This is a genomic window from Roseicella sp. DB1501 (assembly GCF_013112485.1).
Classification (GTDB): Bacteria; Pseudomonadota; Alphaproteobacteria; order Acetobacterales; family Acetobacteraceae; genus Paracraurococcus.
Genome location: NZ_JABFHG010000002.1, coordinates 19,762 through 37,666 on the forward strand (window position 1 = coordinate 19,762; position 17,905 = coordinate 37,666).

Below are 17,905 nucleotides of genomic sequence, written 5' to 3' on the forward strand. Positions count from 1 at the left end.
GGGTCCGGCTCAGCCGAGGATGAACTTGCTCTCCGGCGGTCCCATGACGGTGATGTCGGTGGCGACATCGAGCGGCGCGTTCCAGTCGATCTGCAGGAAGAACTCCACGCCGCCGGTGATGGTGTCGCCCGGGTTCGGGCCGTGCACGCGCACATTCTTCACATGGATCGTCGCGGCCCCGCGATGCAGCGTGATGCCGTCCACCCCGGCGATGCTGCCCGGGACGAAGAAGCATTCGCAGGCCGAGACATGCACGACCGAGTTCGGCTGGATCGGTCCGTTCCAGTTGAAGTTCAGCCAGCCCGATCTCTGCTTACGCCAGAAGACACGCCCAGAAGACACGCACGGTGCGCGGTTCCATCGCTTCCTCCTCCGGGAAGCGGGCATCCCGGGTCAAGCCGGGCGCCTGCCGCGTCATCCTGGGCAGCCGGAGGCAGGCTGCCTGTGGCCTGGAACACATGCCGGAACGGCGTGCCGGCTCAGCGCCCTGCGCGCGACCGCACCGCCCCGTCGAGCGCCAGCAACAGCACGGTGAACAGGATCAGCAGCACCGCGACCGCCGCCATGGTCGGGTCGAGATTCTCGTTGATCCCGTCCCAGATCTTGCGCGGCAGGGTGACCACCTGGCGGCTGGCGATGAAGAGCACCATCACCAGCTCGTCCCAGGAATGGATGAAGGCGAAGATGGCGCCGGAGAGGATGCCCGGCATGATGCGCGGCAGGATCACCCAGCGTAGCGTCTGCCCGAGGCTCGCCCCCATGCCGCGCGCCGCCTGCTCGAGCCGCGGGTCGAAGGCGGCGAGCGCGGTCGAGACGGTGATGACGACATAGGGAATGCCGGTGACGCCATGCGCCAGCGTCACGCCGAGCAGGCGGTCCAGCAGGTCGAGCCAGCCGAACCAGCGATACAGGCCGATGGCGTAGACGATGCTCGGGATGATCAGCGGCAGCAGCATCAGGACCCGGACCAGCTCGCTGCTGCGCCGGCCGATGCGCCAGCAGCCGATGGCGCAGAGCGTCCCGGCGACGACCGAGACGGCGGTGGCGCCGAGCGCGATCCAGAGGCTCTGGCCGATCGCCGAGAGCCAGGCCTCGGAGCCCAGCAGCCGCGCATAGTGCTGCAGGCTCAGCCCCTCCTGCGGCAGGGAGAGGTAGCGCTGGTCGGTCAGCGAGACCGGAATGACGATGGTGATCGGCAGCAGCAGGTAGAACACCGTGCCCCAGGCCAGGAACCGGGCCAGCGGCCCGGCGGGATGGCCGCCATTCATGCCGGGCGCTCCGACCCGACGGGCCTCATCGGCCGCCCCCGAAGACCCGGCGCAGGTCGAGGATGCGCGAGAAGATGCCGAGCAGGGTGAGGATGGTGACCACGAGCATCGTCGCCAGCATCGCCCCCATGCCCCAGCGCACTAGGTCGAGGATCTGCAGCTTGATCCATTCCGCGGCCATCAGCGTCTTGCCGCCGCCGAGGATCGCCGGGGTGATGTAGAAGCCGAGCGTGACGATGAAGACCAGCACGCCCGCCGCCACCAGGCCCGGTGCGGAGAGCGGCAGGAAGACGCGGCGGAAGGCCGTGCCGCGGGAGGCGCCGAGCCCGCGCGCCGCCGCCAGCAGGCGCGGGTCGATCTCGCGCATCGCCGCCAGCATCGGCAGCACCGCGTAGGGCACCATGTAGTGCACCATGCCGACGACGATGCCGAACTCGTTCCAGACCAGCGGCAGCGGCCGGTCGATCAGGCCGAGGCCGAGCAGTCCCTCATTCACCAGCCCCTGCCGGCGCAGCAGCGTCACCCAGGCGAAGGCGCGAACCAGCACGCTGATCCAGAGCGGCAGCAGCACGCCGAGCAGCCACCAGCGCTGCGCCCGCGGCGAGGCCAGGGCGATGACGTAGGAGAGCGCATAGCCCAGCAGCAGCGACAGGATGGTGGTGACGAGGCAGATGCGGAGGGTCGTGACGATCACCCGCTGCAGGCCGGGATGGGTGAGCAGCCGCTCGTAATTGCCGAGGCCCGGCGCCGGCTCGGTCACCGAGATGGCCAGAACCTGCAGGATCGGCGCCAGGTAGAGCACCGTCATCAGCAGGAAGGCCGGCACCAGCAGCAGCCACCAGCCGGCCTCGCGCGGCAGGGCGAGTCCATGGCCCGCGACGGGGGCCGCCGGCAGCGCGGCGGCGTCACGCGGCATCGGCATCCTCCAGCACCGGCACGGCGGCATCCGCGGCCCAGCCGAGCCGGACCGGCAGCCCCTCGCTCGGCGCGATCGGCGCCCGCCAGGCCGGCAGGGCGACGCGCAACGCGCCCAGATCGGCGGTCCGCACGGTGAGGCTGTAGCCGGCGCCGAGATAGGCCCAGGCGGCGATGGTGCCGGCGACCTCGTTCGCCGCCCGCTCCGCTTCGCCGAGCAGCGCGATCTTCTCCGGCCGCAGCGAGAGCAGGACCGGGCTGCCCGGCGGCAGGTCGGCGCCGGCCTGCAGCAGGCGGGTGCCGCCGGCCTGCAGCGCCAGGCCCGGGTCGCCGGCCTCCTGCACCGTGCCGCGCAGGAAATTCGAGGTGCCGAGGAAATCCGCGACGAAGCGCGTGCGCGGGCGCTCGTACAGCGCCGCGGGCGCGCCCATCTGCACCAGCCGGCCGTGGTTCAGGATGGCGACCTGGTCGGAGAGCGAGAGCGCCTCCTCCTGGTCATGCGTCACGTTGACGAAGGTGCGCCCGACCCGGCGGTGCAGCGCCTTCAGCTCCTCCTGCAGCTCGGCGCGGAGCTTCTTGTCGAGGGCGGAGAGCGGCTCGTCGAGCAGCAGCAGGTCGGGGTCGAAGACCAGGGCGCGGGCCAGCGCCACCCGCTGCTGCTGGCCGCCGGAAAGCTGCGCCGGCCGGCGATCGGCGAAGCGGTCGAGCTGCACCAGGTCGAGCGCCGCCCGCACCTTGGCCTCCCGCTCGGCCCGCGACAGCCGGCGCACGCGCAGGGGGAAGGCGACGTTCTCGGCGACCGTCATATGCGGGAACAGGGCGTAGCCTTGGAAGACCATGCCGAACGCGCGCCGCTCCGGCGGCAGCGCGGTGATGTCGCGCCCGTCGAGCAGCACCGCGCCCTCGCTCGGCGCGACGAAGCCGGCGATCGCCATCAGGATCGTCGTCTTGCCGCTGCCCGAGGGGCCGAGCAGCGTCAGGAATTGGCCCCGCTCGACGCGGAGCGAGACGGCGTCGACGGCGGTGAAGGCGCCGTAGCGCTTGCTCAGCGCGCGGAGCTCGAGCGCATGGCCGGTGCCCTTGCCGGCACGCGGCGCGAGGGGCGCCTCCCGGGTCGCGGCGCTCAATCCCGGTAGTCCGGCTGCTCGCGGTCGAGCTTGCGGCGCAGCGCCTGCCAGGGCAGCCAGCCCTTGGTCGGGCCGGTGCTGAACTGCGCCCGCGTCCGCTCCACCGTGCCGCGCGAGGGGATGTCGAGCGCCACGCCGCCGGCCCGGGCGGCGAGCTGGATGCGGCAGGACTGCTCCAGATAGTACATCCAGTAGAAGGCCTCGGCGACGCTGCGGCCGACGGTGAGCAGCCCGTGATGCCGCAGCACCATGCAGGGCTTGTCGCCAAGGTCGCGCACCAGCCGCTCGCGTTCGGAGAGGTTGTCGTCCGCCGCCACCCCTTCGTAGTCGTGATAGGCGAGACGGCCATCGAACTCCATGGACATCTGGTTCAACGGCAACAGCCCACCCTGCTGCGCCGCGACGGCCATGCCGGCGAGGGTATGGGTATGCATGACGCAATGCGCATCGGCGCGGCCGCGATGCACGGCGGAATGGATGACGAAGCCGGCGGGGTTGACCGGCCAGCTCGTCGCCTGCGCCGGCTCGCCCTCGGCATCCACCACGACGAGGCTGCTGGCGGTGACCTCCTCGAAGAGCAGGCCATAGGGATTGACGAGGAAGCGGTGGCCCTCTCCCGGCATGCGCGCCGAGAGATGGGTGAAGACCAGGTCGGTCATGCCGTACACGGCCAGCAGCCGGTAGGCGGCGGCGAGGTCCTCGCGCAACTCGCGCTCGCTCGGCACATGGTCGGGATCGGGGCGGCGGGGCGGTGGCGGCAGGGGCATGTCAGTAGCCTCGCGCAGGATCGAAGAGGTTGGGCAAGGGCTCGCCGCGCTCGAAGCCGGCGATGGCGCGGGCGACGTAGCCGGCGCGCTCGGCGCGGCTCGGCAGGCTGGCGACATGCGGGGTGACGATCGCCCTGGGATGCGACCAGAGCGGATGCCCAGACGGCAGCGGCTCCGGCTCGAAGACGTCGAGCACCGCGCCGGAGAGCTGGCCGCTGTCGAGTGCGGCGAGCAGGTCCTCCAGCCGGTGGTGGCTGCCGCGGCCGAGGCCGATATAGCCGGCGCCGCGCGGCAGCATGGCGAGCGTCTCGGCCCGGACGATGTCGCGCGTCTCGGGCGTCGCCGGCAGCAGGCAGACGAGGATGTCGCTGCGGGCGAGGAAGCCCGGCAGGGCGGCGGCGCCGGCATGGCTCTCGACGCCGGGCAGGGATTTCGGGCTGCGCGACCAACCGATAACCGGGAAGCCGAGGCCTTGCAGCATCGCGGCGCAGCGCGCGCCCATGGTGCCGAGGCCCATCAGCCCGACGGTCCGCCGATCGGCGCGATGCGGCGGCTCGAAATAGTCCCAGACGCCGGCGGCCTGGGCGATCGCCAGGCGGCGCGCCTCCTTGAGCAGCGACAGCGCCGCCCAGCAGCAGAACTCGCCCATCCGCTGCGCCGCCTCGGGGATCGCCATGCGCACCAGCGGGACGTGCCGCGGCAGGGCGGGATCGGCGAGCAGCGCATCGACGCCGGCCCCGGCGCCGAAGATGGCGCGGAGCCGTGGCAGCCGCGCCAGCTCGCCCGGGCCCGGATCCCAGACCAGCGCATAGTCGACGATGCCGGGTCGCCGCAGCGCCTCGTCCCAGGGCAGCAATTCCAGTCCCGGATCGAGGGCGGCGAAGCAGGCCCGCCATTCGGCGAAGCCGGCCTCGCCACCCGATTTCACGGCCATTACCCGGCCGGCCATGCCTAACCTCTCGCTCAGTCTCGATGCGGAAGACCTAGCAGGAAGCGGGCCAGAGGTGGCGAGGGTTCACCCCGTGACCGCGTCCAGGAACTCCTGGTTGACGGCCTGATAGTGCTCCCCCCACCAGTCGCCATTGAACATGACCTGCTGCGGCGCATTGGCCGGATCGGTCGGGTTGAAGCGCTTCAGATCGTCCGGCACCAGCGCCGCCGCCTTCGGATTGGTCGGGCCGTTGCCGAGCAGGCCGAGCAGACCGACCTGCGGCTCCGGCTTCGCCAGCATGCTGGCCAACAGCCGCTGCGCCATCTCGCCGCCCGGATTGCCCTTCGGGATGACGAAGATGCCGGGCTGCAGGATCCCCTGGTTCCAGATGAATTTCAGCCGGCCCTTGCTCTCCTTCTCAAGCACCGAGGCGCGGGTGTGCCAGATCTGGCCCATCACCGCCTCGCCGGTGCGCATGAGCTGCTCGCTCTCCGCGCCATTGGTCCAGAAGATCAGGTCGCGCCGTAGCTCGGAGACCCGCTTGATGCCGGCGCGCATGTCGATCGGGTAAAGCGCCGCGGCCGGCTTGCCGAGCGACATCAGCGCCGCCTCCAGCGTGCAGCTCGCGTCGCGCCGCAGCAGGCGCGTGCCGGGAAAGCGCTTCAGATCCCAGAAATCCGCCCAGGAGGTCGGCGGCGTCGGGAATTTGCTGCTGTCGTAGACCAGCACGGAGCTGAAGGAATAGGGCGCCGCCCCGTGGTCCAAGGCGAAGCCGGGGGCGATGACATTCTCGCGGTTGATGATGCCGTAATCGAGCTTCGTCGCCAGGCCGAGCCTGCCAAGCAGGTTGGCGCCGCTCGCCGAGCTGTCGCAAAGATCCCAGGTGACGCGGCCGCTCTCGACCATGCTGCGGATGCGCCCGGTGGCAGGGCCGGAACTGTCCTGCACCACCTTCCAGCCCGGCGTCTCGGCGATGAAGGGCGCGCCGTAGAAGCGGCCGAACCCCTCATTGGCCAGGCCGCCCCAGTTCACCATCACCAGCTCGCGTTCCGCCGCGCCGGCCGGGCCGGCGCCGATCGCGCCGAGCGCCGCCAGTGCCTGCATCAGGCCACGGCGCGAGATGCGGCCGCGACGATGCTGCTGCAACGCGAGCGCGATGCAATCCTGTTGGAATTCCTGCATGGGGTCCCTCTTGCGGTTGGCGGCCGCCGGCGTGAACCTCTCCCGCGCGCATCAAAGCGCATCGATGGCCGCCTGGGAAATCCACGCATGACGCAGTCCCTCCTCGCCCCCGGGTTCAAGACCAGCCCCTGGTGGTGGGAGGCCGCCGAGCCGCCGCAGCGGGACAACACCCTGCCCGACCGGGCGCCGGTCGTCGTGGTCGGCGGCGGCTATGCCGGGCTCTCGGCGGCGCTGACCCTGCAGCGGCTCGGCCAGCAGGCGGTGGTGCTGGATGCCGAGCGGATCGGCTGGGGCGCCTCCTCGCGCAATGGCGGCATGGTCTCGGGCGGGCTGAAGGTGGCGGGCAGCGGCCTCGAGCAACGCTACGGGCCGCAGCAGGCGCAGGCCATCACCGCGGCCGCGGCGGCGAGCTTTCCCTTCATCGAGGAGACCATCGCCCGCGAGGGAATCGATTGCGACTATGTTCGCTGCGGCCGCTTCTCCGCCGCCTGGTCGCCGCGGCATTACGACGCCATGGCCCGGCGCGTGGAGTCGCTCGAGCAGCTCACCGGCCTGCCGGCCCGCATGCTGCCGCGGGAGCGCCAGCGCGAGGCGCTGGGCAGCGACCATTACCATGGCGGCATGCTGGTCGCCGCGACCGGCAGCCTGCATCCCGGCAAATACGCGCGCGGCCTGGCCGCCGCTGCCGAGCGTGCCGGGGCGCGGCTGGTCGATGGCGTGCGCGTGCAGGGCATCCGCGAGGAGGGCAGCGGCTACCGCATCGCCACCGATCGCGGCGAGCTTCGCAGCGATGCGGTGCTCGTCACCACCAACGGCTATTCACGGGATGCGCGCGGCACCGCCCTGCCCTGGCTCGCCCGCCGGCTGGTGCCGCTCAACAGCTACATCATCGCCACCGAGGAGCTCGGCGAGGCGGTGATCGACCGGCTCTTCCCCGGGCGGCGCATGGTCTCGGACAGCAAGCGGGTGCTGAACTACTTCCGCCCCTCCCCGGACGGCAGGCGCGTGCTCTGGGGCGGCCGCGCCAGCTTCCGCGCCGCCACCGCCGAGGACACGGCGCCGGCCCTGCATGGCTACATGACCGAGTGCTTCCCGGAACTGCGGGACACCCGCATCACCCATGCCTGGACCGGCTACGTCGCCTTCACCTTCGACCACCTGCCGCATATCGGCGCCGAGCGCGGTATCCATTACGCGGCCGGTTGCCAGGGCAGCGGCGTCGCCATGGCCACCTGGCTTGGGCACAACGTGGCGCTGAAGCTGGCCGGCGCGGCCAATGCCCGCTTCGCGCTGGATGGCCTGCCCTTCCCGACCCGGCCCTTCTACAGCGGCGACCCGGCCTGGGTGCTGCCCCTCATCGGCGGCTGGTACCGGCTGCGGGATCGGATCGACCGCCTGGCGGCCTGAGGGCGGCCGCGGCCCTGCGCGGCCGGCATGCCGGTCGTGCCAGGGTGAGGCAGCAATGAGTCGTAAAGCGTGCTATAAAATATGTGAAAGGCGTATTTTATGCGGACTTAGACCTCACTGGAAGGCAGAGACCGGCGCGCTCAGGCCCGGTCGCGGAAATGCATGTCGAACCAAACTCCTGAACTGGCCCCCTCGCCCATCGTCGCGGTCGGTCCCGTCCGCTTCGCCAATGACGCCCCGCTCGCCCTCATCGCCGGCCCCTGCCAGATGGAGAGCCGGGCGCATGCGCTTGAGATGGCCGAGGCGCTGCAAAGCATTGCCCGGCGGCTCGGCATCGGCCTCGTCTTCAAGGCCTCCTACGACAAGGCCAACCGCACCAGCCTCGGCGGCGCCCGCGGCATCGGCATGGCCGGCGCACTGGCTGTCTTCGCCGAGATCCGCGAGCGCTTCGGCCTGCCGGTGCTGACCGATGTGCACGAGCCTGGCCATTGCGCGCCGGTGGCCGAGGCGGTCGATATCCTGCAAATCCCGGCCTTCCTCTGCCGGCAGACCGACCTGCTCGTCGCCGCCGCCGTCACCGACTGCGTGGTGAACATCAAGAAGGGGCAGTTCCTCGCCCCCTGGGACATGAAGAACGTCATCGCCAAGGTCACCGGCTCGGGCAATCCCAAGGTGCTGGCGACCGAGCGCGGCACCAGTTTCGGCTACAACACGCTGGTCACCGACATGCGCGGCCTGCCGCAGATGGCGGCGATGGGCGCGCCGGTGATCTTCGACGCGACGCATTCGGTGCAGCAGCCGGGCGGCCTCGGCGGCGCCTCCGGCGGGCAGCGGGAATTCGTGCCTGTCCTGGCCCGCGCCGCGGTCGCGGTCGGCGTCGCGGGCGTGTTCATCGAGACGCATGAGGCGCCGGAACGGGCGCCCTCGGACGGGCCGAACATGGTGCCGCTGCGGGACTTCGCCGGGCTCGTCGAGGATCTCATGGCCTTCGATGCGCTCGCCAAGGCGCGGCGGATCGCGCTGCCGGCATGAGGCCGCTCGTCCTGATCCCGGCGCGGCTCGCCAGCACGCGCCTGCCCGGCAAGCCGCTGCTCGACATCCACGGCCTGCCGATGATCGTCCATGTGCTCAGGCGGGCGCAGGAGGCGGATGTCGGCGAGGTCGCCGTCGCCACCGATACACCCGAGATCGCCGAGGCGGTCCGGGCGCATGGCGGCACGGCGGTGATGACGGGCGAGCACCACGCCTCCGGCTCCGACCGCATCTCCGAGGCGCTGGTCCGGCTCGACCCCGATGCGCGGCACGACGTGCTGGTCAATGTCCAGGGCGACCTGCCGACCATCTCGCGCGCCGCCATCCGCGCCTCGCTGCAGCCCATGGCCGAGCCGGAGGTGGCGCTGGCGACGCTGATCGCCGAGATCCACGACGCCGCCGACCGCACCGCCTCGCAGGTGGTGAAGTTCGTCGGCACGGCGCTCGGCAGCGGCCGGCACCGCGCCCTCTACTTCACCCGCGCCACCGCGCCCTGGGGCGAGGGGCCGCTCTGGCACCATATCGGCCTCTATGCCTGGCGGCGCAGCGCCCTTGCCCGCTTCGTCGCCCTGCCCCCCTCGCCGCTCGAGCAGCGGGAGAAGCTGGAGCAGCTCCGTGCGCTCGAGGCCGGCATGCGGATCGATGCGATGGAGGTCGCGGAGGTGCCGCTCGGCGTCGACACGCCGGCGGATCTTGAGAAGGCGCGCCGGATGCTGGCGCCGCAGGCAGGTTCCGCCGCATGAATGCGCATCTCGCCAATGCCGCCCTGCGGCACGATCCGGCCGATGACGCGGCGATCCGCGTTGCCGCGCTGCGCACCCTCGCCGTCGAGGCGAAGGGGCTCGGGGAGTTGCAGCGGGCCATGGAGGGGCCGCTCGGTGAGGCCTTCATCCGCGCGGTCGAGACGATCTACGCCGCCGCGGGCCGGTTGATCGTCACCGGCATGGGCAAGAGCGGCCATGTCGGCAACAAGATCACCGCCACCCTCGCCTCCACCGGTACGCCCTGCTTCTTCCTGCACCCGGCCGAGGCCAGCCATGGCGATCTCGGCATGGTCACCTCGGGCGATGTCATCCTGGCGCTGTCCTGGTCGGGCGAGACGGCGGAGCTCCGGGACATCATCCACTACTCCCGCCGCCACCGCGTGCCGCTGATCGCCATGACCTCCGGGGCGCAGAGCGCGCTCGGCAAGGCGGCGGACATCCCGCTGATCCTGCCAAAGGTGGAGGAGGCCTGCCCGCATGGGCTGGCGCCCACCACCTCCACCACCCTCCAGCTCGTGCTCGGCGATGCGATCGCCATGGCGCTGCTGGAGCGGCGCGGCTTCACCCCGGCGCATTTCCACCAGTTCCATCCGGGCGGCAAGCTCGGCGCGCAGCTGCTGACGGTGGGCGACCTGATGAAGCGCGCCCCCGACCTGCCGCTGGTGCGCGAGGACATGGACATGGGCGCGGTCATCGTGGCGATGACCGGCCACAGCCTCGGCTGCGCCATCGTGGTGGACGAGGTGGGCGGCCTCGCCGGGATCATCACCGATGGCGACCTGCGGCGCCACATGGCGCCCGACATCCTGAGCCGGAAGGCCGGCACGCTGATGACGCGCGACCCGCATACGACGGTGCCGGAGATGCTGGCGAGCGCCGCGTTGCAGGAGATGAACGAGCGAAAGATCTCGGTGCTGGTAGCGCTGGAGGGCAACCGACCGGTCGGCGCCCTGCACATGCATGCCCTGCTGCAGGCCGGCGTGGCCTGACGCGGCGCCGCGCGGCCCCGTCCGCCCGGGACGGGACCGCGCAGGGCTGCGTTACAGCGCGTAACCGAGGCGGAGCCCGACGGAGTTCAGGCCCTGGTTGCGCTTCGCCGTTCCGCCGTTGGAATCATGGTCGACGAAGAAGGAGACCGACCAGGTCCGGTTGAACTGGTAGCCGATCTCCCCGCCGACATGGAACAGCAGGTTGCCGCCGAGATCCTTGCGGTCCGGCAGGCGACGGTCGTGCAGACCGTCATTGATCGAGCCGCCGAAGAGGAAGTCGAAGCGGATGCCGTCGCCCTGGCGGAAGACGTCGCGCGCCAGCATCGTCGTCCAGGTCAGGCCGAAATAGCCCTTGCTGGTCTTGCCTTCCGTATTTGCGGTGAAACCCAAATGCAGCCGCGGCTCGAATACCCAGCGATAGAGCGGATCGAGCCCTTCGGTCAGCCGCGCGGGCACGGGGGTGGCGAAGAGCCACTCGCCATTCACCGCGAAGCTCGACTCCTTGGCATTCGGATCGTGCCAGATGGCGCCGCCACGCACCTCGCTGAGAATGCCGGTCAGCCCCTCGCCGGCATGGATGCGCGGGCCCGCCGTATCCTCAGCATGCCCTGCGCAAGGCAGCGCCAGGGCGAACAGAACCATTGTCGTAGAAACTCGCCGCACCACAACCCTCCACGCCGCGAGGCGCTTTGTTCGATCAGGTGCATCGTAGCGGGCCGCGATACGGCATCAAGCGGATGCCGCATCGTCAGACGTGGAAGCTCTCGCCGCAGCCGCACCGCCCCTTCTCGTTGGGATTGGTGAAGGTGAAGCCGGCGGACATCGATTTTACTTCGTAATCCATTACCGTGCCGATGAGGAACAGGCTCGCCTTGCTGTCGACCAGCACGGTCACGCCCTTGTCCGTCACCTGCTCGTCACCCTTCTGCGGCCCATCCACCCAGGACAGGTCGTAGGACAGGCCGGAGCAGCCCTTGGTCTTGACGCTGACGCGCAGCAGCTTGCCGCCCTCGCCGGCGGCGTAGAGCGACCGCAGGCGCTCGGCAGCGCCCTCGGTCAATTGCATCAATGGCGGTAATGCCCGCTTCGGCCGGGCGGGCGGCGTGGTCGTCGTGCTCATCGGCTATCGCCCCGCTCAATACATGTTCAAGGCGAGGCGCGCGTCCTCGCTCATGCGGCTCTGGTCCCAGGGCGGGTCCCAGACAACCTCAACCTCGACATCCGTGACGCCCGGCGCCATGCGCACCGCCTCCTCGACCTGGCTCGGCAGTTCCTGCGCCGAGGGGCAGGAGGGGGTCGTCAGCGTCATCTCGATCTTGACCTTGCCGTCATCGGCGATCTCGACCGCGTAAATCAGGCCGAGTTCGAAGATATCGACCGGGATCTCCGGATCGAACACGGTCTTCAGCATCGAGATGACCGCGTCTTCCTCGAGCTTCGGGGTCGCGGGCGGGGCTTCGCCCTCCGGGGTCCAGGCGCCGTGGGTCGCCCCATGGGTCGCTGCGGTGTCGTCACTCACTGCTCGCCTCCTTCACCCCGTCGAGGGCGGCGTTCAGGGTGTGCCAGGCCAGGGTCGCGCATTTCACGCGGCTCGGGAATTCATGCACGCCCGAGAGCGGCTGCAGGCGCTCCATCTCCTCCGACAGCGCTTCGCCGCAATCCGGGCAGGCGCCGGTCATCGCCAGCGCCCGGAAGTGGTCGGAGAGCGCGTGCGCCTGCTCGGCCGACTTGCCCTTCACCGTCTCGGTCAGCAGCGACGCGCTCGCGGTCGAGATGGCGCAGCCGCGGCCCTGGAAGGCGGCATCGGCGATCGAGCCGTCCGGCGCCAGCTTCAGGAACAGCTCCAGACGGTCGCCGCACATCGGGTTGTCGCCGCGCGCCGTCCGGTCGGCATCCTCGAGCCGGCGGAAATTGCGCGGCCGGCGACCGTGATCGAGGATGACCTCCTGATACAGGTCGCGCAGGTCGTCGAACATCAGCTTGCCTCCGATGGCCGCCAAGGGACCATCATGCGAAGAACTCCCGCGCCTTGGTCAGTGCCTCGGCGAGATAATCGACCTCGCCCTCTGTCGTGTACAGGCCGAAGCTGGCGCGCACCGTGCCACCCTCGACGCCGAAGCGGGCATGCAGCGGCTCGGCGCAATGGCGGCCGGCGCGGACGGCGATGCCGGCCCGGTCGAGCAACGTCGCCAGATCGTGCGCATGCGCCTTGTCGAGCGAGAAGGCGAAGACCCCGCCGCGATCCTGCGCCCGGCCCAGCAGGTCCAGCCCCTCGATATCAGAGAGACGCCGCATCGCATGGTCCACCAGCCGCCGCTCATGCGCCTCGATCGCCGGCATGCCGATCACCGAGACGTAGTCGATGGCCGCGTGCAGCCCGACCGCCTCGACGATCGGGGGAGTCCCGGCCTCGAATTTGGCGGGCGGCGGCGCCCATTCAACCCGGTCGATGGTCACCATGGAGATCATGTCGCCGCCGCCCATGAAGGGCGGCATCCGTTCCTGGTGCTCGAGCCGGGCCCAGAGCACGCCGATGCCGGTCGGGCCATAAAGCTTGTGCCCGGTGAAGGCGTAGAAATCCGCGCCGAGCGCCTGCATGTCGACCGGCCGGTGCACCGCGGCCTGGGAACCATCGAAGAGGATCTTCGCGCCGGCCGCATGCGCCATCTGCACCAGCCGCTCGGCGGGCGTCACCGTACCGAGGACGTTGGACATATGGGTGATGGCGACCAACCCGACCTTGCCATCCGCGAGCTTGGCCGCGACGTCTTCGAGATCGAGCTCGCCGGCATCGGTCACGCGCGCCACGCGCAGCTCGATCCCCCGCCCCTCGTCCCGCAGCATTTGCCAGGGCACGAGGTTGGCGTGGTGCTCCATCTCGCTGATCAGCACCGCCTGGCCCGGCCGCAGGACGCCGCGGCCCCAGCTATGCGCCACGAGGTTGATCGCCGCCGTGCTGTTGCCGGTGAAGATGACCTCGCGCGGATCGCCGGCATGGATGAAGCGGGCGACCGCGCCGCGCGCCGCCTCATAGGCCTCGGTCGCCGCCTCGCTCAGGAAGTAGGCGCCGCGATGCACGTTGGCGTAGCGCTCCTCCATGCAGTGCACCATGGCCTCGATCACCTGGCGCGGCTTCTGCGCCGAGGCGCCGCTGTCGAGGAAGACGAGCGGCTTGCCGCGGATCTTCCGCTGCAGGATGGGGAAGTCCCGCCGGATGCGGGCGACGTCGAAGCTCACGCCGCTGCCTCCTGCCCTTCCCACCAGCGCGTCACCGCGGCATCGAGTGCCGCGCGCGCCGTCTCGTCCTGCACGCCTTCGATCGCCTCCCGCAGGAAGGCCTCGACCAGCATGGCGCGGGCCCGCTCCTCCGGGATGCCGCGGGAGCGCAGGTAGAAGAGCTGCTCGGCATCGATCTCGCCGACCGTCGCGCCATGGCTGCACTTCACGTCGTCGGCATAGATCTCAAGCTGCGGCTTGCTGTCGATCTCGGCCTCCGGGCTGAGCAGCAGGACCTGGTTCATCTGGTAGCCATCGGTGCGTTGGGCGATCTGGTGCACATGGATCTTGCCCTGAAAGACGCCGCGCGAGCGGCCCGCCAGCACCGTCTTGTAGGTCTGCCGGCTGGCGCAATCCGGCGCCGCATGGTCGAGCACCGTGGTGGTGTCGGCATGCTGGCCGTCCCGCAGCAGCTGCGCGCCGTTCATGTGGCAGGCCGCCCGGGGGCCAGAGAGGACCGCGTGGATCTCGTTCCGCACCAGCTTGCCGCCGGCATTCAGCGTGAAATTGTCGTAGGTGCCGCCCTCGGCGATACGGGCATAGGCCGTCGAGAGCTGGAAGCCGGCATCGCCCTCCTGCTGCAGCCGCGCATGGGTCAGCCTCGCCCCCTCCGCGACCTCGATCTCATAGACCGGGTTGTGCAGGTAGCGGGAGGCCGAGGGCCCGGTCGCGGTCTCGATCAATGTCAGGCTGGCCCCGGCCTCGAGGCGGATCAAGTGGCGCGGATGGAAGGCCTCCGGCCGCTCGGAGGCGGTGGCGACCGAGACCAGGTCGAGCACGCCGGCCGCGACGCCGGCCGGCACGGTCACCACCAGCCCGTCCTCGAACAGCATGGTGTTGAGGGCCACCATCGGCTGCGCCCCGTCCGCGGCGAGGCCGCCGAGCCGCCCCTGCAGGCGTGGCAGCGCCACGGCCAGGTTCGCCGCCGCGTAGCCGAGCCCGTCGAGCTGCGAAAGGTCCTCGCGGAAGCGGCCATCGACGAAGACGGCCCGCGCCGCGCCATGCGCGGGCGGCAGCGCGGGCGCCGTATCGATCGCGGTCAGCGGCTCGTCGAAGCCGGCCGCCGCGACCGGGCGCAGGTCGGTGTATTTCCAGGCCTCGACGCGGCGCGTCGGGAAGCCCTGCTGGCGGAAGGCCTCGGCGGCCTCGCCGCGCAACGCATCGACGAAATCCAACCGCGCGCCCGGCAAGCGCGAACGGAGCCCCTCAAAGCGGTGCAGGAAGCCCTCGGCGCCCGAGGGATGACCGGTGGGATGCGCCGTCATGCCGCCGCCTGCACGGAGGCATAGCCCTCCGCCTCGAGCTGCTTCGCCAACTCGGGCCCGCCGGACTGCACGATGCGCCCATGCATCAGCACATGCACCCGGTCAGGCACGATGTAGTCGAGCAGCCGCTGGTAGTGAGTGATCACCAGCGCCGAGAAATCCGGCGAGCGCAGCGCGTTCACGCCATCGGCCACGATCTTCAGCGCGTCGATGTCGAGGCCGCTGTCGGTCTCGTCCAGGATGGCGAGCTTCGGCTGCAGCAGCGCCATCTGCAGCACCTCGTTGCGCTTCTTCTCGCCGCCGGAGAAGCCGACATTCACGCCGCGCTTCAGCATGTCCTCGGAGATGTGCAGCGCCTTCAGGCGCTCACGCGCCAGCTTGAGGAACTGCATGGCGTCAAGCTCGGACTCGCCGCGCGCCTTCCGCACCGCGTTCAGCGCGGTGCGCAGGAACAGGGCGTTGCCGACGCCCGGCAGCTCGACCGGATACTGGAAGGCGAGGAAGAGGCCGGTTGCCGCCCGCTCCTCCGGCTCCAGGGCCAGCAGGTCGACGCCGTTGAAACTCACCGAGCCGCCGGTGATCTCGTAGCCCTCGCGGCCCGAGAGCACGTAGGACAGCGTCGACTTCCCGGAGCCGTTCGGTCCCATGATGGCGTGGATCTCGCCGGCGGGCACCTCGAGCTCGACCCCCTTCAGGATCTGCTTGCCCTCGACCTCGGCGGTCAGTCCTTCGATCTTCAACATCTCTACTTTCCCCTGGATCAGCCCACCGAGCCTTCGAGGCTGATCTGCAGCAGCTTCTGCGCCTCGACCGCGAATTCCATCGGCAGCTCCTTCAGCACCTCGCGGCAGAAGCCGTTGACGATGAGGCCGACGGCATCCTCCTCCGACAGGCCGCGCTGGCGGCAGTAGAAGAGCTGGTCCTCGGCGATGCGGCTCGTGGTCGCCTCGTGCTCGACCTTCGCCGTCATGCAGCGGTTCTCGATATAGGGCACGGTATGGGCGCCGCACTGGTCGCCGATGAGCAGCGAATCGCACTGCGTGAAGTTGCGCGCGTTGCCCGCGCTCGGCGCCACCCGCACCAGGCCGCGATAGGTGTTCTGGCCGCGGCCGGCCGAGATGCCCTTCGAGACGATGGTGCTGGTCGTGCGCTTGCCGACATGGATCATCTTGGTCCCGGTATCGGCCTGCTGGCGGTTGTTGGTGATGGCGACCGAGTAGAACTCGCCCACCGAATCATCGCCGAGCAGCACGCAGGACGGGTACTTCCAGGTGATCGCGGAGCCGGTCTCCACCTGGGTCCAGCTCACCTTGGAGCGGCGGCCGCGGCACTGCGCCCGCTTGGTGACGAAGTTGTAGATGCCGCCCCGGCCCTCGGCATCGCCGGGGTACCAGTTCTGCACCGTGCTGTACTTGATGCTGGCGTCGTCGAGCGCGACCAGCTCCACCACCGCCGCATGCAGCTGGTTCTCGTCGCGCATCGGCGCGGTACAGCCCTCGAGATAGGAGACGGTGCTGCCCTCATCGGCGATGATCAGGGTCCGCTCGAACTGCCCGGTGCTCTTGGCATTGATGCGGAAATAGGTGCTGAGCTCCATCGGGCAGCGCACCCCCTTCGGGATGTAGACGAAGCTGCCATCGGTGAAGACCGCGCTGTTCAGCGCCGCGTAGAAATTATCGCCCTGCGGCACCACGGTGCCGAGATACTGCCGCACCAGCTCGGGATGGTTCTGCACTGCCTCCGAGATCGAGCAGAAGATGATGCCTTCCTTCTCGAGCCGCGCCTTGAAGGTGGTGGCGACGGAGACGCTGTCGAAGACGGCATCGACGGCGATCGGCATGCGGCCGGCATCGGCCGGCGCCTCACCCGCCCCCTCGACCCCGGCGAGGATCGCCTGCTCCTTCAGCGGGATGCCGAGCTTGGCGTAGGTCTTCAGCAGCTCGGGATCGACCTCGTCGAGCGACTTCGGCTTCGCCTTCTGCTTCGGCGCCGCATAGTAATAGGCGTCCTGATAGTCGATCGCCGGATAGGAGACGGCCGACCAGCGCGGCTCCTCCATCTTCAGCCAAAGCGCGAAGGCCTTCAACCGCCACTCGAGCAGCCAGGCCGGCTCGTTCTTCTTGTGCGAGATGAAACGGACGATGTCCTCATTCAGCCCCTTCGGGGCGAATTCCATCTCGATATCCGTCTCGAAGCCCCACTTGTAGGTACCCTCGGTGACGGACTGGACGGTGTCGATCGTCTCGGTGACGGCAGGCATGGGGGGTCCTATTCGGCAGGAATGGAGGCGAGGGACAGGTCGGGACGACCGGGGGCAGGATGGCCGGGGCAATGGGCCGGGCCCGCGAGATCGGCCATCGTGATCCCGGACAGCGCTCTGCGGATGGCGTCGTTCACCGGGTCCCAGCGGCCACGAACGGCGCAGAAGGCCTCCGCCTCGCAGGCGCCGGCGCCGCCATCGACGCAGGCGGTCAGCGCGATCGGGCCGTCCACGGCGGCGATCACCTCGGCGAGCGGCACCGCCGGCAGCATACGCGTCAGCCGGTAGCCTCCCCGGGCGCCACGAACGCCCTCGACCAGGCCGGCCTGGCCAAGGATCTTCAGCACCTTGGCGACCGTCGGCTCGGCGATGCCGGTCGCGGCGGCGAGGCCGGGCGCGGTCTGCACCCGACCATCCGGCCCGGCGCCGTCATGGGCCAGCCGGGCCATGACCACCACGGCGTAGTCGGTCAATTTCGACAGCCTCAACACGTCACCCGCCCTCTCGTGAGGGTCAAATAGGACTGAACAGGTCCTCTTTGAACCCCCTGTTCCCAAGCGAAGGCATGCAGCGCGCGCGGGGCGGGTTTTCCTGGCGATCTGGCCGGCGGGCGAGGATGACGATCGCGACAGGGTGATCCCCTTCTGCGTGCATCACGGCCACGATCAGCAAGCGAGGGTTCCGCGGCGCCGACTGTCGCCCAGGGCGGCAAATCGGCCTAG

At 70.1% G+C, this 17,905-nt stretch carries 20 protein-coding genes; 4 read left to right on the top strand and 16 right to left on the bottom strand.

Annotated elements, in window-relative coordinates; genetic code table 11:
- Positions 1 to 9 precede the first annotated feature (9 nt).
- The 7 genes from HJG45_RS03455 to HJG45_RS03485 all read right to left on the bottom strand — a co-directional run bounded on the left by HJG45_RS03455 (position 10) and on the right by HJG45_RS03485 (position 6,190).
- Positions 10 to 342: a hypothetical protein gene (locus tag HJG45_RS03455; protein ID WP_171610707.1), complete on the bottom strand. Its 333-nt coding sequence runs from the start codon at positions 340 to 342 to the stop codon at positions 10 to 12.
- A gap of 137 nt (positions 343 to 479) precedes the next feature.
- Positions 480 to 1,268 (bottom strand): ABC transporter permease, encoded by a 789-nt coding sequence (locus HJG45_RS03460; RefSeq protein WP_171610708.1) that lies wholly within the window; start codon positions 1,266 to 1,268, stop codon positions 480 to 482.
- 25 nt (positions 1,269 to 1,293) lie between these two features.
- Entirely contained in the window at positions 1,294 to 2,184 is an 891-nt protein-coding gene (locus tag HJG45_RS03465; protein ID WP_171610709.1) for an ABC transporter permease, read from the bottom strand.
- The gene (locus HJG45_RS03470) at positions 2,174 to 3,310 is read right to left on the bottom strand and encodes an ABC transporter ATP-binding protein (RefSeq protein WP_171610710.1); all 1,137 of its coding nucleotides are present in this window, start codon (positions 3,308 to 3,310) and stop codon (positions 2,174 to 2,176) included. Before HJG45_RS03470 ends, HJG45_RS03465 begins: the two co-directional genes overlap by 11 nt.
- Entirely contained in the window at positions 3,307 to 4,077 is a 771-nt protein-coding gene (locus HJG45_RS03475) for a class II aldolase/adducin family protein (RefSeq protein WP_171610711.1), read from the bottom strand. The genes HJG45_RS03470 and HJG45_RS03475 overlap by 4 nt, the downstream gene beginning before the upstream one ends.
- 1 nt (position 4,078) lies before the next feature.
- Entirely contained in the window at positions 4,079 to 5,026 is a 948-nt protein-coding gene (locus HJG45_RS03480) for a glyoxylate/hydroxypyruvate reductase A (protein ID WP_171610712.1), read from the bottom strand.
- A 66-nt stretch (positions 5,027 to 5,092) separates the two neighbouring features.
- Positions 5,093 to 6,190 (bottom strand): extracellular solute-binding protein, encoded by a 1,098-nt coding sequence (locus HJG45_RS03485; RefSeq protein ID WP_171610713.1) that lies wholly within the window; start codon positions 6,188 to 6,190, stop codon positions 5,093 to 5,095.
- Positions 6,191 to 6,277: 87 nt separating this feature from the next.
- On the opposite strand from HJG45_RS03485, the gene HJG45_RS03490 reads away from it, so the two are divergent.
- From HJG45_RS03490 to HJG45_RS03505, 4 genes are all read left to right on the top strand, one after another.
- Complete coding sequence (locus HJG45_RS03490) at positions 6,278 to 7,597, top strand: FAD-binding oxidoreductase (RefSeq protein ID WP_171610714.1); 1,320 nt, start codon at positions 6,278 to 6,280, stop codon at positions 7,595 to 7,597.
- A gap of 162 nt (positions 7,598 to 7,759) precedes the next feature.
- On the top strand, positions 7,760 to 8,629 hold the full coding sequence (gene kdsA, locus HJG45_RS03495) for a 3-deoxy-8-phosphooctulonate synthase (protein WP_171610715.1): 870 nt from the start codon (positions 7,760 to 7,762) through the stop codon (positions 8,627 to 8,629).
- Positions 8,626 to 9,372 (top strand): 3-deoxy-manno-octulosonate cytidylyltransferase, encoded by a 747-nt coding sequence (locus tag HJG45_RS03500; RefSeq protein WP_171610716.1) that lies wholly within the window; start codon positions 8,626 to 8,628, stop codon positions 9,370 to 9,372. The genes kdsA and HJG45_RS03500 overlap by 4 nt, the downstream gene beginning before the upstream one ends.
- Positions 9,369 to 10,382 carry an SIS domain-containing protein gene (locus HJG45_RS03505; RefSeq protein WP_171610717.1) on the top strand — a complete coding sequence of 338 codons (1,014 nt, stop codon included), beginning with the start codon at positions 9,369 to 9,371 and terminating at the stop codon, positions 10,380 to 10,382. Before HJG45_RS03500 ends, HJG45_RS03505 begins: the two co-directional genes overlap by 4 nt.
- Before the next feature lie 51 nt (positions 10,383 to 10,433).
- Here the strand turns inward: HJG45_RS03505 and HJG45_RS03510 are convergent, their stop codons facing one another.
- The 9 genes from HJG45_RS03510 to HJG45_RS03550 all read right to left on the bottom strand — a co-directional run bounded on the left by HJG45_RS03510 (position 10,434) and on the right by HJG45_RS03550 (position 17,674).
- Entirely contained in the window at positions 10,434 to 11,024 is a 591-nt protein-coding gene (locus HJG45_RS03510; RefSeq protein ID WP_171610718.1) for an acyloxyacyl hydrolase, read from the bottom strand.
- A gap of 106 nt (positions 11,025 to 11,130) precedes the next feature.
- Positions 11,131 to 11,502 (bottom strand): iron-sulfur cluster assembly accessory protein, encoded by a 372-nt coding sequence (locus HJG45_RS03515; RefSeq protein WP_171610719.1) that lies wholly within the window; start codon positions 11,500 to 11,502, stop codon positions 11,131 to 11,133.
- A gap of 15 nt (positions 11,503 to 11,517) precedes the next feature.
- Complete coding sequence (locus HJG45_RS03520) at positions 11,518 to 11,901, bottom strand: SUF system Fe-S cluster assembly protein (RefSeq protein ID WP_171610720.1); 384 nt, start codon at positions 11,899 to 11,901, stop codon at positions 11,518 to 11,520.
- Positions 11,894 to 12,358 (bottom strand): Fe-S cluster assembly sulfur transfer protein SufU, encoded by a 465-nt coding sequence (gene sufU / locus HJG45_RS03525; protein ID WP_171611224.1) that lies wholly within the window; start codon positions 12,356 to 12,358, stop codon positions 11,894 to 11,896. The genes HJG45_RS03520 and sufU overlap by 8 nt, the downstream gene beginning before the upstream one ends.
- A gap of 31 nt (positions 12,359 to 12,389) precedes the next feature.
- Complete coding sequence (locus tag HJG45_RS03530; protein ID WP_368040505.1) at positions 12,390 to 13,619, bottom strand: aminotransferase class V-fold PLP-dependent enzyme; 1,230 nt, start codon at positions 13,617 to 13,619, stop codon at positions 12,390 to 12,392.
- Positions 13,616 to 14,923: a Fe-S cluster assembly protein SufD gene (gene sufD / locus HJG45_RS03535; RefSeq protein WP_171610721.1), complete on the bottom strand. Its 1,308-nt coding sequence runs from the start codon at positions 14,921 to 14,923 to the stop codon at positions 13,616 to 13,618. Before sufD ends, HJG45_RS03530 begins: the two co-directional genes overlap by 4 nt.
- Positions 14,920 to 15,666, bottom strand: a complete 747-nt coding sequence (gene sufC / locus HJG45_RS03540; protein ID WP_171610722.1) for a Fe-S cluster assembly ATPase SufC — start codon at positions 15,664 to 15,666, stop codon at positions 14,920 to 14,922. The genes sufD and sufC overlap by 4 nt, the downstream gene beginning before the upstream one ends.
- 17 nt (positions 15,667 to 15,683) lie before the next feature.
- Positions 15,684 to 17,183, bottom strand: coding sequence for a Fe-S cluster assembly protein SufB (sufB, locus tag HJG45_RS03545; RefSeq protein ID WP_171610723.1), 1,500 nt, complete (start codon positions 17,181 to 17,183; stop codon positions 15,684 to 15,686).
- Positions 17,184 to 17,191: 8 nt separating this feature from the next.
- Complete coding sequence (locus tag HJG45_RS03550) at positions 17,192 to 17,674, bottom strand: SUF system Fe-S cluster assembly regulator (RefSeq protein ID WP_171610724.1); 483 nt, start codon at positions 17,672 to 17,674, stop codon at positions 17,192 to 17,194.
- Between the last annotated feature and the right edge of the window lie 231 nt (positions 17,675 to 17,905).

What these genes read in the sequence shown, in the direction of transcription:
- sufC (WP_171610722.1), bottom strand. Translation starts at nt 15,666, where the DNA reads ATGTTGAAGATCGAAGGACTGACCGCCGAGGTCGAGGGCAAGCAGATC.
- HJG45_RS03505 (WP_171610717.1), top strand. Translation starts at nt 9,369, where the DNA reads ATGAATGCGCATCTCGCCAATGCCGCCCTGCGGCACGATCCGGCCGAT.
- sufD (WP_171610721.1), bottom strand. Translation starts at nt 14,923, where the DNA reads ATGACGGCGCATCCCACCGGTCATCCCTCGGGCGCCGAGGGCTTCCTG.
- HJG45_RS03485 (WP_171610713.1), bottom strand. Translation starts at nt 6,190, where the DNA reads ATGCAGGAATTCCAACAGGATTGCATCGCGCTCGCGTTGCAGCAGCAT.
- sufB (WP_171610723.1), bottom strand. Translation starts at nt 17,183, where the DNA reads ATGCCTGCCGTCACCGAGACGATCGACACCGTCCAGTCCGTCACCGAG.
- HJG45_RS03480 (WP_171610712.1), bottom strand. Translation starts at nt 5,026, where the DNA reads ATGGCCGGCCGGGTAATGGCCGTGAAATCGGGTGGCGAGGCCGGCTTC.
- HJG45_RS03465 (WP_171610709.1), bottom strand. Translation starts at nt 2,184, where the DNA reads ATGCCGCGTGACGCCGCCGCGCTGCCGGCGGCCCCCGTCGCGGGCCAT.
- HJG45_RS03510 (WP_171610718.1), bottom strand. Translation starts at nt 11,024, where the DNA reads ATGGTTCTGTTCGCCCTGGCGCTGCCTTGCGCAGGGCATGCTGAGGAT.
- HJG45_RS03500 (WP_171610716.1), top strand. Translation starts at nt 8,626, where the DNA reads ATGAGGCCGCTCGTCCTGATCCCGGCGCGGCTCGCCAGCACGCGCCTG.
- HJG45_RS03490 (WP_171610714.1), top strand. Translation starts at nt 6,278, where the DNA reads ATGACGCAGTCCCTCCTCGCCCCCGGGTTCAAGACCAGCCCCTGGTGG.
- HJG45_RS03515 (WP_171610719.1), bottom strand. Translation starts at nt 11,502, where the DNA reads ATGAGCACGACGACCACGCCGCCCGCCCGGCCGAAGCGGGCATTACCG.
- sufU (WP_171611224.1), bottom strand. Translation starts at nt 12,358, where the DNA reads ATGTTCGACGACCTGCGCGACCTGTATCAGGAGGTCATCCTCGATCAC.
- kdsA (WP_171610715.1), top strand. Translation starts at nt 7,760, where the DNA reads ATGTCGAACCAAACTCCTGAACTGGCCCCCTCGCCCATCGTCGCGGTC.
- HJG45_RS03475 (WP_171610711.1), bottom strand. Translation starts at nt 4,077, where the DNA reads ATGCCCCTGCCGCCACCGCCCCGCCGCCCCGATCCCGACCATGTGCCG.
- HJG45_RS03460 (WP_171610708.1), bottom strand. Translation starts at nt 1,268, where the DNA reads ATGAATGGCGGCCATCCCGCCGGGCCGCTGGCCCGGTTCCTGGCCTGG.